The following is a 14,886-nucleotide window of genomic DNA, read 5'->3' as shown; positions in this document are numbered from 1 at the left end:
ACCACAAGAAAAAAGGGTGCGCAGTTTATCATAAACGCCCCGGCGCGGGACACCGGGGCGTTTATGAGGCATTGGGAATTAATTAGGCAGTGCCGTTCCCCAATCGCGCCACTCTTTCGGCTCGCTTTCCAGCAGCAGGAAGTGTTTGCCATCCTGCGCTTTTGGCGCCAGTGGCGTTCCCGGCGGGGTGGCAAAGGCGATACCGCCGCGGATAAACTGGTTAAAGGTACCCGTCTTCACCACTCCGCCAATCAGGCCGAAGTCGAGGCTATAGCCGGAAGCCAGCCAGAACACCGAGTTATTGCGCACTAAGTACTGGTAGCGCTTACTGATACGCAGCTTAACCATTACGCGGTCGGACATCGAGCCCAGCGTCAGCCCGGTCACGGTACCCACTTCCAGGCCGCGGAACAGCACCGGCGTACCAATATCAAGCGAACCGGCTTCCGGCACTTCGACGATAATACTCAGGCCGTCGATGTAGCGCGAATCGGTGATGGTGGTGTCCTGAATCTCGAAGTCGCGGCGCGGCGAACCACGTCCAGGTTCAACGTTGATATATGACTGGAAGATCGTGTCCAGATGTTCAACGCCGGCGGCAGAGATCTGCGGCGTAATCACCGAGAAGCGGGTACCGGCACGGGCAAAGGTGCCGACATATTCCGGATAAAGCACCGCTTTCGCCTGAACTTCATTTTTTGCCGTAATCAACTCCAGCGACTGGATCTGGCCGATGTCGATACCGAGGTAGCGAATCGGCATGCCCGCCGCCATTTTACCGGCATCGAAAGCGTGCAGCGTGATCTGGCCGCCCACCGCGCGGGCGGCGGTTTCGGAGGCGTACAGGACACGCTTATTGTTCAAGCGCGCGTTGGCGCTGCTGCCGTTGAGGTTATCAAAGCTGATCGCGCCTTTCAGCGCGCGCGCCAGCGGCGACGCCTGCACGGTTAGACCATTACCGTCGAGTTTTACCTTCGCGCCGCCTTCGGCCCAGAAGACGCTGTTATTGGTCAGCAGGTGGCGATATTCCGGTTTGATATGCAGATCGATGTCGAAAGCATTACTACGAGGTTTCACCGAGATGATCTCACCGACGGCGAATTTGCGATACAACACCACGGAGCCTGCCTGCACATCGGGCAGCGTTTCCGCGGAAAGGCTCAGCGTGGTGGTCGGGATTTCACTGAGGCTATTTTCCTGCGCTTTTTCCAGGTTGGCATACAGCGGATAGCGACTCTGCATTTCCCCTTTTTCGCCGGGGATGATGCGGATCCCGCCATCGACCCATTCGCTGGCGCTGGCGCCAAGCACCTGCACGCCATCCAGCCCAACTTTCACATCAAGGCGGCTGTTGACGACAAATTTGCTATCGCCGCGTACCAGATTGCGATACTCCGGCGCAATGGCGACCTGGAAAGTGACACCCTCTGCGGTTAGCTTGCGTTCCAGTACCTGGCCGACTTTAACGCCGTGCAGCATCAGCGGCTGGCCGGCGGAAACGCCATAGCTTTCCGGCGCCGATAAAGTAACGGTGGCGACGTTCGGCTCTTCCAGTAGCGCTTTATCGGCTGGCATCACCATAAAGTGATTGCGCGGCTCGCCGTCACCAGGGACCAGTTCAAAAGTATTGCCGGTGAGTAGGGCGCTAACGCTTGGGTTATCCAGTGAGATTTTCGGCTTCTTCATTTGAATCAGCGTTTTATCCCGAAGCAGGGTGACCACGCTCGGGTCGACGGTCATCTCACCGGTAACTTTACCGCCGGGATTGAGATTGAGTTTGGTTAACTGACCCACTTCCAGCCCCTGGTACATCAGCGGCGTAGAACCTGCTTTCAACCCATCGCCGTCGGGTAGCTCCAACGTCACCAGCACCCCGCGCTGGCTGTGCGCCAGATCTTCGTACAGATTGTACTCGTCGTTTTGCGCCGCCGCTTTGGAGTCGTCAGGCGAGTCAAAGGCGATGGCGCCGTTAACTAACGCGGAGAGGTTTTCCAACTGGACTTTGGCGCCGCTCAGGCTGACGTCGGCTTTAATCCCGGAGACGTTCCAGAATCGACTGCCTTTTTTAACCAGATTGGTGAAGCGACGTTCGATTAATACATCAATCGTCACCCCCTGATTGTTGGCGTTGAGCGTGTAGTCATACACCCGGCCAACCGGGATTTTACGGAAATAGACCAGCGATCCGCTGTTCAGCGAACCAAGATCCGGCGCCTGCAGATGAATCATCAGTTCGCCGTTGTTGATGCGGTATTTCGGCTGAGTATCCAGGGCGACGAAATGATCTTCCGGTTCGCCTTTGCCCGGCATCATACCGATATAGTTACCGCCGACCAGCGCATCCAGCCCGGAAACGCCGGCCAGAGAGGCTTTTGGCGTCACCAGCCAGAACTGGGTATCTTTGCGCAGCGCGTCTTTCATATCGCTCTTCACGCTGGCGGAAACTTCAATCTTGCTGAGGTCCTTACTCAAAGAGATATCCTGTACCGTACCAACCTCTACCCCTTGATAGCGGATAGGGGTACGTCCCGGAACAATCCCGTTTGCGGACTGGAAATCGATGGTAATCGTCGTTCCCCGACCTTCAAAGCTGGTCCAGATGAGCCATCCGGCAATCATCAGCGCGATGACCGGCAACAGCCAGAATGGCGAGATACGGCGTTTGGTTTTTATTTTGGCTTCAGTCGGCGAAGCGGGCGTTTCCTGACTCATGAGCGTCCCAAAGTAAGCGGCTGTCCAGCCATTCAACTGCAAGGATAGTTAAAATCACCGCGCCGCCGAAATAGACCGCCGCCGGCCCCATGGTAAAGGCCAGGAGCTGATCGCGGTTTATCAACGACATGGTTAATGAGATAACAAACAGATCCAACATCGACCAGCGGCCGATCCAGGTAATCAGCCGCAGCAGCAGGATACGCGTACGTAGCCCCTGTTCGCACTTGAATTGTATGCTGACCAGCAGGGTAAATAACACTATAACTTTGGTGAATGGTACCAAAATACTGGCGATGAACACTACGCCGGCGATTGCGATGTTGCTGTTGGCAAGTGAAATGATCCCCGAAAGAATCGTATCTTCCTGGCGCGCGCCATTGACGTAGATTATCGAAATCGGCAGCAGGTTGGCCGGCAGCAGGAAAACCAGCGACGCAATCAAAGCCGCCCAACTGCGCTGCAGGCTTTGCGGCCGGCGATGATGCAGCGAGGTATGGCACCGGCGGCAGCGGCCGCGGGAGTCGCGATAACCGGTATAGTGACAGCCGGTGCAAACCTGAAGATTGGTGTCGTAGCGCATGGCCGGTCGTTCGGGATAAAAACGCTCCCACAACTCTTCAACGTTCATGTGGATGAGCGTCAGGATGCTGAGTAGGGTCAGCGCGATAAAGGCGATCAGGCCGATGCCGGGCTGCAGGAAAGCATAGTCCTGGACCTTAATGGAGGCGACGCCGATACCGACCAGATAAATATCCAGCATCACCCACTCTTTCAGTTTGCCGAGCATCAGCAGCACCGGACGTAGGTTCATCCCCAGCACGTTGCCAAGCCAAAGGTAGGCGATGGAGACCACCAGCAGGACGGGCGCAACCACCGCGCAGAAGAGCACCATCGCGGCGGTAATGGGATCGCCCTGGTTGGTCATCTGCCAGATCCCCTGCAGGACGTTGGCGTCAATACGCACGCCGAGCAGATGCAAACGCAGTAGCGGCTCGCTCCAGGCGAACGGCATCAGCAACATCATTGTAAACGCCATACTGGCGAGCCGGGAAAGGGACCAATCGCGGCCGTCGCGTACCTTCGCGTTGCACCGCGGACACCAGGCGCATTGATTTCGTTTCACAACCGGTATGCGGAACAGCATGTCGCACTGCGTACAGCGCTGATAGTGCGCATGCGGCGTTGGCGAACTGACCGAATGAACGGTAATCTTCTTCGTCGGCGTGATTGAGGGTGTTTTTATCAGCATTTATTACGTTCGGGAATGAATGTATCCCACTATATTAACCCAGGAATGAATTCATCTTGAGCCCGAAGGCATTTAATGCTTATTTTAGTAGGCATCTGCAGATGAGATAGTAAGACAACTAAGTGATTAAAAAATGAACAAAACAGAATTCTACGCGGATCTGAACCGCGATTTTCAGGCGCTTATGGCAGGCGAAACCAGTTTTTTGGCAATGATCTCAAATACCAGCGCGTTACTGTTTGAACGCCTGGAAGAGGTCAACTGGGCCGGTTTTTATCTCCTGGAAGGCGATACGCTGGTGCTGGGGCCGTTCCAGGGTAAGCTGGCCTGTGTACGTATTCCGGTCGGCCGCGGCGTGTGCGGTTCCGCCGTGGCGCAGAACCGCGTCCAGCGCGTGGAAGATGTCCATGCGTTTGATGGCCATATCGCCTGTGACGCCGCCAGCAATTCGGAAATCGTCTTTCCGTTGCAGGTGAATAATCAGATTATCGGCGTACTGGATATCGATAGCACGGCGTATTCCCGCTTCACCGCAGAAGACGAACAGGGGCTTGCAGAGCTGGTCTCGCGCCTCGAAACGCTGATTGCGGCGACCGATTATCAAAAAATCTTTGCCCACGTCGCAGGATAATCAACGGATAACGTAGCATTTAGCGATGACGTCATTATAATGACGCCTGTTCATGCCTGCGGCTTGTTGGCTACGTCCGTTGTAATCAGGAAATTTCATGGAAAATCAACCTAAGTTGAATAGCAGTAAAGAAGTAATCGCGTTTCTGGCCGAACGTTTTCCTCAGTGTTTCAGCGCTGAAGGCGAAGCGCGCCCCCTGAAAATCGGTATTTTTCAGGATCTTGTAGAGCGAGTTGGCGGCGAGATGAATCTCAGCAAAACCCAACTGCGCGCTGCCTTACGTCTTTATACTTCGAGCTGGCGTTATCTGTACGGCGTGAAAGCGGGAGCGATTCGCGTCGATCTCGACGGCAACCCGTGCGGTGAACTGGAAGAGCAACACGTTGCTCACGCCCGTCAGCAGCTCGAAGAAGCCAAAGCTCGCGTTCAGGCGCAGCGCGCCAGCCAGCAGGCTAAAAAGCGCGAAGCCGCTGCCGCGGCAGGCCAACAGGAAGAAGGTGCACGCCGCGAGCGTAAACCGCGTCCTCAGCCGCAGGCTCGCCGTAAAGAAGGTAGTGAACAGCGTAAGCCGCGTCCTGCAGCTGCCAAAGCACCGCGTGAAGAGCAACGTCTTACCCCGGTGTCTGACGTCTCTGTATTGAGCGTCGGTCAGGCTCTGAAGGTGAAAGCAGGCAACAACGCAATGGACGCCACCGTTGTGGAAATCACCAAAGATGGCGTTCGTGTACAGCTGACTTCTGGTATGTCAATGATTGTACGCGCAGAACACCTGGTGTTCTGAAACGGAGGCCGGGCCAGGCATGAACAAACTTTTTAAGCTCACCGCGCTTGCGGGCCTGCTAGCAATAGCAGGCCATGCCTTCGCCGTGGACGATATCACCCGAGTCGATCAAATTCCCGTGCTGAAAGAAGAGCCGCAGCACGCGACGGTGAGCGAGCGCGTTACCTCGCGCTTTACCCGCTCCCATTATCGGCAGTTTGATCTCGACAACGCCTTTTCGGCAAAGATTTTCGACCGCTATCTGAATCTGCTGGATTACAGCCATAACGTGCTGTTGGCCAGCGATGTTTCTCAGTTTGCGGCGCAAAAAAATAAAATCGGCGATGAACTGCGCAGCGGCAAACTGGACGTTTTCTACGACCTGTACAACCTCGCGCAGAAGCGTCGCTTTGAGCGTTACCAGTACGCCCTGAAGGTACTGGATCGTCCGATGAATTTTACCGGCAACGACAACTTCAACCTCGATCGCAGCAAGGCGCCGTGGCCGAAGGATGAAGCCGAGCTTAACGCGTTGTGGGACGCCAAGGTGAAGTTCGATGAACTGAGCCTGAAGCTGGCGGGTAAAGACGATAAAGAAATTCGTGAAACCCTGACCCGGCGTTATAAGTTTGCGATTCGTCGCCTGGCCCAAACCAACAGCGAAGACGTCTTCTCGCTGGCGATGACCGCTTTCGCCCGCGAAATCGACCCGCATACCAACTATCTCTCCCCGCGTAACACCGAACAGTTTAATACTGAAATGAGCTTGTCTCTGGAAGGTATTGGCGCGGTGCTGCAGATGGACGACGACTACACGGTGATCAATTCACTGGTTGCCGGCGGCCCGGCGGCGAAGAGCAAAGCGATTAGCGTTGGCGACCGTATCGTCGGCGTTGGTCAGCCGGGTAAGAGCATGGTTGATGTTATCGGCTGGCGGCTGGACGATGTTGTCGCGCTGATCAAAGGACCGAAGGGCAGTAAAGTTCGCCTGGAGGTTCTGCCAGCGGGCAAAGGGGCGAAAACCCGTATTGTTACTCTGACCCGCGAACGTATTCGTCTTGAAGATCGTGCGGTTAAGATGTCGGTCAAAACCGTCGGTAAAGAAAAAGTCGGCGTGCTGGATATCCCGGGTTTCTACGTTGGCCTGACTGATGATGTCAAAGTACAACTGCAGAAGCTGGAAAAACAGAACGTCAGCAGTATCGTCATCGATTTGCGCAGTAACGGCGGTGGGGCGCTGACGGAGGCGGTTTCGCTTTCTGGTCTGTTTATCCCATCCGGCCCGGTAGTACAGGTGCGTGATAACAACGGTAAGGTCCGCGAAGATAGCGATACCGACGGTGTGGTTTACTATAAAGGCCCGCTGGTGGTCTTAGTCGATCGCTTCAGCGCTTCAGCATCGGAAATTTTTGCTGCCGCGATGCAGGACTATGGCCGTGCGCTAATCGTCGGCGAGCAGACCTTCGGTAAAGGCACCGTTCAGCAGTATCGTTCGCTGAACCGTATCTACGATCAGATGCTGCGCCCGGAATGGCCGGCATTAGGTTCCGTGCAGTACACCATCCAGAAGTTCTACCGCATTAACGGCGGCAGCACTCAGCGTAAAGGGGTTACTCCGGACATCATGATGCCAACCGGTAAAGAAGATCGCGATACCGGCGAGCAGTATGAAGATAACGCGCTGCCGTGGGATAGCATCGATCCGGCGACCTACGTGAAGTCCGGGGATATGAAACCGTTCGAACCTGAACTGCTTAAGCGCCATGAAGACCGTATCGCAAAAGATCCGGAATTCCAGTACATCATGAAGGATATTGCGCGCTTTAACGCCATGAAAGATAAGCGCAATATCGTTTCTCTGAACTACGCGCAGCGTGAGAAAGAGAATGAAGAAGATGATGCGATTCGTCTGGCGCGGGTAAACGATCGCCTTAAGCGCGAAGGCAAGCCGCTTCTCAAAAAGATAGACGATCTGCCGAAGGATTATCAGGAACCGGATCCGTATCTTGATGAAACCGTGCATATCGCGATTGACCTGGCGCAACAGGAAAAAGCGCAGCCTCCGGTAGAACCACCGGTTAGCAAATAACTCCTCAACGGGCACAAGTGATTGTGCCCGTTTCTTTTTCTGTCCTCATCCGGCTGTCGACTTTATTCAACAAAATTGTCAACACTCGCCTGGGGTGTCAGCGATATGCTACAAAATGTAAAGTTGTGTCTTTCTCGTGACTTAGCGGGGTCTGATCGTTGAAAATTAGCATCTGACCCATACGATATGGGGTATCGCATAGTGCGTTTTGTTAAATCGAGGTAAAAAGAATATTATGATGCGAATCGCGCTTTTCCTGCTGACTAACCTGGCAGTCATGGTGGTGTTTGGCCTGGTGCTTAGCCTGACGGGGATCCAGTCGAGCAGCATGACCGGCCTGCTGATCATGGCGCTGCTGTTTGGTTTTGGCGGCTCGATCGTTTCGCTGTTGATGTCGAAATGGATGGCGCTGAAGTCGGTTGGTGGGGAAGTTATCGAACAGCCGCGTAACGAAACTGAGCGTTGGTTGATGAACACCGTCGCACAGCAGGCGCAGCAGGCAGGCATCGCCATGCCGCAGGTGGCGATTTATCACGCCCCTGACATCAACGCCTTCGCCACCGGCGCGCGCCGCGACGCTTCTCTGGTCGCCGTGAGTACCGGTCTGCTGCAGAATATGAGCCGTGACGAAGCGGAAGCCGTTATCGCTCACGAAATCAGCCATATTGCTAATGGCGACATGGTCACCATGACGCTGATTCAGGGTGTAGTGAACACCTTTGTTATCTTTATTTCCCGCGTTATCGCGCAGATTGCGGCCGGTTTCCTCGGCGGTAACCGTGAAGATGAAGGTGAAAGCAGCAACGGTAACCCGCTTATCTACTTTGCGGTCGCTACCGTACTGGAACTGGTATTCGGTATTCTCGCCAGCATCATCACCATGTGGTTCTCGCGCTATCGTGAATTCCATGCCGATGCAGGTTCCGCCAAACTGGTCGGTCGTGAGAAAATGATTGCTGCATTGCAGCGTTTGAAAACCAGCTATGAACCGCAGGAAGCCAGCAGCATGATGGCGTTCTGTATCAACGGTAAAGCGAAATCGATGAGCGAACTGTTCATGACCCACCCGCCGTTGGACAAACGTATTGAAGCGCTGCGTAGCGGAGAATACCTGAAATAATCTGCCGTGCAGACGCTGAAAATAAAAATCCGCAGCTTTCCGGCTGCGGATTTTTTTTGGCCGCTCGTTATCAGGCGGCGCGCGGTTGAGTTACACGTAGACCGCTGATGGCGGCGGCAATGACCGCCAGGGAACCGGCCAGCAGAAGCGCGGTGTGGGTGCCGCTATTGCCTGCCAGGTTAAACAGCAGGGCGACCAGCGCGGCGCCGCTACTTTGCCCCAGTAAGCGTGCGGTACCCAGCATACCGCTGGCGCCGCCGCTGCGATGGCCTGGCGCAGAGGAGACAATGGTATGGTTGTTTGGCGACTGAAACAGTCCGAAACCTGCGCCGCACAACGCCATCCGCCAGATAATATCGAGATCGGAAGGTGAAGAGGGTAATAGCGCAAGGCCAAACAGGCCGCAGGCCATGATCAGCAGTCCCATTGCCCCCAACAGCCCGGCATGAACCTTTTCGATCAAATAACCCGCCAGAGGGGCCATCACCATGGTCGCCAACGGCCACGGCGTTAACAGTAACCCGGTCTCTACTTCGCTGCGTCCGATAACGGTTTGCAGGAAAAAGGGCAGGGAAACCATCGCCAGCATCTGCGCGCAAAAAGAGCAGATCGAGGTGCAGATAGAGAGCGAAAAGATTGGAATGCGCAGTAAATCAACCGGCAGCAGTGGGACCGGCATGCGCAGCTGCCGGCGAACAAAGAAGAAGCCGATAATCAGCATAGCAATGACCTCGGCCAATACCAGGTAACCGGATTGCCCCTGGGCAAAGCCGCCGAGCGCCGTGATGAGCAGCCCGAAGGTGAGGGCGTTCATCATCGCGCTCGGCAGATCGAAACGGGTAATCTTGCTGGCGCTGCTGTTGGGCGGTAAAAAGCGGATGGCGAGGAAGATGGAAATAATCCCCAGCGGTACGTTGATTAAAAACAGCCATTGCCAGGAAGCAAGCGAGAGGATAGCGGCGGCAATGGTAGGCCCCGCGGCGGAGGAGACGGCAACGACGAAAGAGTTGATGCCCATTCCGCGACCTAGCTGCCTCTTAGGATAGATAAGGCGAATCAGCGCCGTGTTGACGCTCATCAGCGCCGCGCCGCCCAGGCCCTGGGCCACACGCGCCAGCGTTAACATCTCGAGACTTCGGGAGAGAGCGCAAATCAGCGAGGTGATGGTAAACACTACCAGACCAATTTTATAGATTCGTCGATAGCCAACCATATCGCCAAGAAACGAGAGTGGCAGCAGGGCGATGACGATAGCGATTTGATAGGCGTTGACTATCCAGATTGAAGATGCCGGCGAGGCATTCAGGTCGGTGGCGATAGTCGGCAGGGCGACGTTGGCGATAGCGCCGTCGAGGACGGCCATCGTCAGGCCTAATACAATCGTCAGAATGGCGCCGTAACGCTGCGGAACCGGCAGGCCATCCAAAAGTTTTTTTTCCATGTGAAGTTTAAGTCTTAGAGGAAACTATTTTCTGATTAATGATTTTAGCATTGATTATTCAACCATAAGTCGCAGATTTGTAACCAACTCGCAGAACAACGATTGCGACGGTCATAATGTGAATTTATAATAAAAAACAGTTCTGAATTTTATAAAACAGTTACGATGAGGTGAACAATGGCAGCTGCTGATATGGATAAACAGCCAGATTCTGTCTCTTCAGTATTAAAAGTTTTTGGCATCCTGCAGGCTTTGGGCGAAGAGCGTGAGATTGGTATCACCGAATTGTCACAGCGTGTGATGATGTCTAAAAGCACGGTGTATCGTTTTTTACAGACTATGAAGTCACTGGGCTATGTCGCACAGGAAGGCGAGTCTGAGAAATATTCTTTAACGTTGAAGTTGTTCGAGCTTGGCGCGCGGGCGTTGCAGAACGTTGACCTGATCCGCAGCGCGGATATCCAGATGCGTGAAATTTCTCGCCTGACCAAAGAGACGATTCACCTCGGCGCGCTGGATGAAGACAGCATCGTTTACATCCACAAAATTGATTCCATGTACAACCTGCGGATGTATTCGCGTATCGGCCGACGTAATCCGCTGTACAGCACCGCCATTGGCAAAGTGCTGCTGGCGTGGCGCGACCGGGCGGAAGTCGAGCAAATCATGGACGGTGTCGAGTACAAACGTAGCACCGAGCGAACCATTACTGATACCAGCGCGCTATTGAAAGTGCTGGACCAGGTGCGCGAGCAGGGCTATGGCGAAGACAATGAGGAGCAGGAAGAAGGATTACGCTGTATTGCGGTGCCGGTCTTCGATCGCTTCGGCGTGGTGATTGCCGGCCTGAGTATCTCCTTCCCGACGCTGCGTTTCTCTGAAGAACGTTTGCACGAATATGTGGCGATGTTGCACGCTGCGGCGCGTAAGATTTCCGAGCAGATGGGTTATAACCGTTACCCGTTCTGATAGTGAATGATGAGCTACAGCGTAATACCTTACCCTGTAGCTCCTGTCATTTTAACCCTGGTCGATAACCTTCACGCTTTTGCGCAGAATAGGGCAGTTGGTAATACCGATAATACCGCTATCAGAATGAACATATTGTGCGGTGGTGATACCCTGCGCTGTCAGGTATTTGCATTGCAGTCCCAGCCCGCCAGCATTCTGATTGCTGCCAATTAACACGCCATAACCGCTTAATAATACGCCAATCCAGACAATCGCCAGTATGACAATAGAGCGAATGATCAATCGCATTTTTGCCTCGTTATTTGTATGATCCTGCCGTGTATTCTGGCACGAACACTATTTGATACAAGTCTATGATTCCTAAACTTGCCTTTCGTATTACAGTTAGCCGCGGTTTAAGAAGGTCGTGTTATCCTGGCAACATCTGATTATGGTACGGAGTGTGGAGTGAAAAAATTACGCTGGGTTTTGCTGATCGTTGTCATAGCGGGTTGTTTGCTGCTGTGGACTCAGATGCTTAACGTAATGTGCGATCAGGATGTGCAATTTTTCAGCGGTATTTGCGCTATTAACAAGTTCATCCCCTGGTAAGACATTTTTGTGCCGACGGATTTTCTTCTGCCGCGCGGGTGGTAGAATGAACGCCTTCTCTTTGAGGTGGTGAAATGAGTGAGTTACTGAATCCTGGGATTGTAAGTCTGGCGTCTCTGGCGCTTTCCGTTGTACTGCTGTTGGTGGGGCTGCTGTTATGGTTCTTTGTGAATCGCGCCAGTTCACGTAGCAATGAGCAAATCGAACTGCTGCAGTCGCTGCTGGATCAACAAAAGCGGCAAAATGCGCTGCTGCGCCGTCTCTGTGAAGCCAATGCGCCGCACAAAGAAGAGGTTGCTGAACCTTCAGCGGATGAGAAGGAGAAAAACGACGACGATTTCATTCGTCTCGTTGCCGAACGTTAAGTTTGAAGAACAGGTGTGCACATCGCGTGCGCGCCTGTGAGTGCTACAAAATTTTGCTATAACTTATTCTTATGTAATTCCCCATTTCGCGGCCGGTCGTTACCGTTTAATGAATTAAACATCCACGCTCTGTTTCACATATTGAATAATCTTTTGAGCTAATCAAAAAAAGTAATAACGAAACGTTTCTATTGCCTGACGGCAATACTTTGTCATTAATATTTCATTATTAAGGGCTATTTTAGCGGATATTTGGGCTGTAACGAGTTAGGGGTTTAATTAACACTACTACGCGGCGAGTTAAGGCGATTTCCTCTTGTTCTTTAAAGTTATTTGCGCATCATTATGCAGATGATGCCGCAACACCCCCTCAAATATGGCAGTTCGTATACGTACGTACCTGGACGAACAGAAGTTGTTGAGCTATGGTAAAAAAGTTGCATTTATCAGGCATACGTTATTGTGTGTTTGGTAACGATGCAAAGATAAGCCAGGCGCGGCAAAGACGCATAAATGTGCAGGCGATCAAATGATTTCCTGATAATTTGTGCGAACGATCGTGACACGTTTAAAAATGGCTTGCCATTATTTACGTTGTGTGTGATAACACGTTTCGGGTTAAACGAGGTACAGTTCTGTTTATGTGTGGCATTTTCAGTAAAGAAGTCCTGAGTAAACACGTTGTCGTTGAATACCGCTTCTCTGCCGAACCTTATATTAGTGCCTCATGCAGTTATGTGTCAGTTTTATCTATGTAAGCACCTGCGGGTGAAGAAAACAGTTTAAGGAATTTTGCAAATGGCAAAGATTAAAGGTCAAGTTAAGTGGTTCAACGAGTCTAAAGGTTTTGGCTTCATTACTCCGGCTGATGGCAGCAAAGACGTGTTCGTACACTTCTCTGCAATCCAGGGTAACGGCTTCAAAACTCTGGCTGAAGGCCAGAACGTTGAGTTCGAAATTCAGGACGGCCAGAAAGGTCCGGCTGCAGTTAACGTAACTGCTATCTGATTCAAGACCACTCATCTTGTAAGAAAGCCTCGCTATAGCGGGGCTTTTTAGCATCTGTTGCAAAGTATTTCCAATATTTCCCCTCCGACGCGCTTTGTTGCAAAACATCACCCTTATTAGCACTGTTTAGCAGTCTGTTTTGCCAATTTTCTGTTAAATCAGGTGGTTGCAAAATAATGCTGGAGCTACGGTGCAAAAGAATAAAAGTAAGTCCGCCACAAATTTTCTCCCTATCCGTTTTGGGTTGCTGTGTGTGGCGATTTTGGGATGTCTTGGATTTCTGCTGGCGAGGGTAGGTTGGCTGCAAATCGTCTCTCCGGATAATCTGGTTAAACAAGAGGATATGCGTTCGCTGCGCGAAGAACCCATTGCCGTAATGCGCGGAACTATCAGCGATCGTGAAGGACGCCCGCTGGCGGTGAGCGTGCCCGTAAGCGCAATCTGGATAGATCCACAGACCATGCTGGAGAAGGGCGGCGTCGGCTATGGCCCGCGCTGGCAGGCAATGGCGGAAGCGTTGCATATTGATCTTATTGACCTCTCTCATCGGGTGCAGTCACATCCGCATGCCCGATTCCTCTATCTCGCGCGTCAGGTTAATCCGGAACAGGCGGAGTGGATCGATAAATTACACCTGCCGGGCGTTTATCTGCGCGATGAATCACGCCGCTTCTATCCCGCCGGGCACGTCGCGGCGAACCTGCTGGGTTTTACCAACGTGGATAATCAGGGGATCGAGGGGGTTGAAAAAAGCTTTAACAAACAGCTCATGGGAACGCCGGGGCGTCGGCTGGTGCGTAAGGACCGCCATGGCCACGTGATTGAGAATATTACCGAGCAGGCCGCTGTGCCGGCGCATAACCTGCAGCTCAGTATTGACGAGCGCCTGCAGACGGTGACGGAAGATGCGTTGGATAATGCCGTACGGTGGAATAAGGCGGAATCCGGCGCGGCGGTATTAATCAAGATTGATACCGGCGAAATCCTGTCGATGGCCAGTTACCCGGACTTCAACCCTAATAACCGCGACAGCGCCCAGCTCGATGATTTTCGAAATCGCGCTATCAGCGATACCTTTGAGCCGGGTTCAACGGTCAAACCGCTGGTGATTATGACCGCGCTGCAGCAGGGGATTGTGCAGCCGGATAGCGTGGTTGATACCCATCCCTTTACCCTTGATGGTCATCGCATTCGCGATGTGGGTTATTATCCTGAGTTGACGCTCACCGGTATTTTGCAAAAATCGAGCGATACCGGGGTTTCGCACCTCTCACTGGCAATGCCGGTGCAACACTTGATCGACACTTATAAGGCCTTTGGCTTTGGCGACCCGACCGGGCTTGGCTTGACCGGCGAAAGCTCCGGGTTAATGCCGCATCGCCGTTATTGGGGTGAGCTGGATCGCGCCACCTTCGCCTTTGGCTATGGACTGATGGTAACCCCGCTGCAGCTGGCGCATGTCTATGCGACGATCGGCGGCTACGGCATTGAACGCCCACTGTCGATAACCCGTATCGATCCGCCGGTTATCGGTACGCGAGTTATGCCACAGGAGATCGTGCATGAAGTGGAACATATGATGGAGAGCGTGGCGCTGCCGGGTGGGGGCGGGACGAAAGCGGCGGTACGCGATTATCGTATCGCGGTGAAAACCGGCACGGCGAAGAAAATTGGCCCCGACGGGAAATACATCGATAAATACGTCGCCTACACCGCCGGCGTGGCGCCGGCCAGTCAGCCGAAGTTTGCGCTGGTGGTGGTGATAAACGACCCCAGCAACGGTAAATACTATGGCGGGGCGGTATCCGCGCCGGTGTTCAGCCAGATCATGGGCGATGTGTTGCGTCTGGAAAACGTAATGCCCGACGGTATGCCGCAGGGCTCTGAGAATCTTATCGTCATGCATAACCGCGAGGATTCGGTTCCCGCGCTGTAACAGTGGTCT

General features: G+C 53.3%; 13 protein-coding genes and 1 pseudogene. 10 read left to right on the top strand and 4 right to left on the bottom strand.

The features are described 5' to 3' along the window. Positions 1 to 78: 78 nt before the first annotated feature. The gene (locus ABLU80_RS13905) at positions 79 to 2,712 is read right to left on the bottom strand and encodes a PqiB family protein (RefSeq protein ID WP_015366023.1); all 2,634 of its coding nucleotides are present in this window, start codon (positions 2,710 to 2,712) and stop codon (positions 79 to 81) included. Further along, on the bottom strand, positions 2,681 to 3,964 hold the full coding sequence (yebS, locus tag ABLU80_RS13900) for a membrane integrity lipid transport subunit YebS (protein ID WP_015705937.1): 1,284 nt from the start codon (positions 3,962 to 3,964) through the stop codon (positions 2,681 to 2,683). Before yebS ends, ABLU80_RS13905 begins: the two co-directional genes overlap by 32 nt. A 133-nt stretch (positions 3,965 to 4,097) precedes the next feature. Between yebS and ABLU80_RS13895 the strand changes: the two are divergent. The 4 genes and pseudogenes from ABLU80_RS13895 to htpX all read left to right on the top strand — a co-directional run bounded on the left by ABLU80_RS13895 (position 4,098) and on the right by htpX (position 8,564). Then, a pseudogene (locus ABLU80_RS13895) lies at positions 4,098 to 4,611 on the top strand (GAF domain-containing protein). Positions 4,612 to 4,692: 81 nt separating this feature from the next. Next, entirely contained in the window at positions 4,693 to 5,376 is a 684-nt protein-coding gene (gene proQ, locus ABLU80_RS13890; RefSeq protein WP_015366026.1) for an RNA chaperone ProQ, read from the top strand. A gap of 19 nt (positions 5,377 to 5,395) precedes the next feature. Continuing rightward, the gene (gene prc / locus ABLU80_RS13885; RefSeq protein ID WP_015705936.1) at positions 5,396 to 7,444 is read left to right on the top strand and encodes a carboxy terminal-processing peptidase; all 2,049 of its coding nucleotides are present in this window, start codon (positions 5,396 to 5,398) and stop codon (positions 7,442 to 7,444) included. Between the two features lie 235 nt (positions 7,445 to 7,679). After that, the gene (gene htpX / locus ABLU80_RS13880) at positions 7,680 to 8,564 is read left to right on the top strand and encodes a protease HtpX (RefSeq protein WP_015366028.1); all 885 of its coding nucleotides are present in this window, start codon (positions 7,680 to 7,682) and stop codon (positions 8,562 to 8,564) included. 70 nt (positions 8,565 to 8,634) lie between these two features. Here the strand turns inward: htpX and ABLU80_RS13875 are convergent, their stop codons facing one another. Next, positions 8,635 to 10,005, bottom strand: coding sequence for an MFS transporter (locus ABLU80_RS13875; RefSeq protein ID WP_032714816.1), 1,371 nt, complete (start codon positions 10,003 to 10,005; stop codon positions 8,635 to 8,637). Positions 10,006 to 10,182: 177 nt separating this feature from the next. Between ABLU80_RS13875 and kdgR the strand changes: the two genes are divergently transcribed. Continuing rightward, positions 10,183 to 10,974 (top strand): DNA-binding transcriptional regulator KdgR, encoded by a 792-nt coding sequence (gene kdgR, locus ABLU80_RS13870; protein WP_015366030.1) that lies wholly within the window; start codon positions 10,183 to 10,185, stop codon positions 10,972 to 10,974. Between the two features lie 51 nt (positions 10,975 to 11,025). On the opposite strand, the gene ABLU80_RS13865 is transcribed toward kdgR, so the two are convergent. Next, entirely contained in the window at positions 11,026 to 11,265 is a 240-nt protein-coding gene (locus ABLU80_RS13865; protein ID WP_015705933.1) for a YobH family protein, read from the bottom strand. A gap of 159 nt (positions 11,266 to 11,424) precedes the next feature. On the opposite strand from ABLU80_RS13865, the gene mgrB reads away from it, so the two are divergent. From mgrB to ftsI, 5 genes are all read left to right on the top strand, one after another. Next, positions 11,425 to 11,568, top strand: a complete 144-nt coding sequence (gene mgrB / locus ABLU80_RS13860) for a PhoP/PhoQ regulator MgrB (RefSeq protein WP_015366032.1) — start codon at positions 11,425 to 11,427, stop codon at positions 11,566 to 11,568. A gap of 74 nt (positions 11,569 to 11,642) precedes the next feature. Continuing rightward, positions 11,643 to 11,933 carry a YebO family protein gene (locus tag ABLU80_RS13855; RefSeq protein WP_015366033.1) on the top strand — a complete coding sequence of 97 codons (291 nt, stop codon included), beginning with the start codon at positions 11,643 to 11,645 and terminating at the stop codon, positions 11,931 to 11,933. Positions 11,934 to 12,574: 641 nt separating this feature from the next. After that, positions 12,575 to 12,691, top strand: a complete 117-nt coding sequence (locus ABLU80_RS13850) for a DUF2627 domain-containing protein (protein WP_071530300.1) — start codon at positions 12,575 to 12,577, stop codon at positions 12,689 to 12,691. A gap of 40 nt (positions 12,692 to 12,731) precedes the next feature. Beyond that, positions 12,732 to 12,941, top strand: a complete 210-nt coding sequence (gene cspE, locus ABLU80_RS13845; RefSeq protein WP_001062678.1) for a transcription antiterminator/RNA stability regulator CspE — start codon at positions 12,732 to 12,734, stop codon at positions 12,939 to 12,941. A gap of 190 nt (positions 12,942 to 13,131) precedes the next feature. Further along, positions 13,132 to 14,877 (top strand): peptidoglycan glycosyltransferase FtsI, encoded by a 1,746-nt coding sequence (gene ftsI / locus ABLU80_RS13840; RefSeq protein WP_020078474.1) that lies wholly within the window; start codon positions 13,132 to 13,134, stop codon positions 14,875 to 14,877. Positions 14,878 to 14,886: the final 9 nt, after the last annotated feature.

Source organism: Klebsiella sp. CN_Kp104 (assembly GCF_040064515.1).
In the GTDB taxonomy this organism is placed as follows: Bacteria; Pseudomonadota; Gammaproteobacteria; order Enterobacterales; family Enterobacteriaceae; genus Klebsiella; species Klebsiella aerogenes.
Note: the sequence above shows the minus strand (reverse complement) of the source record. Positions and strands in the feature narration are given on the sequence as shown.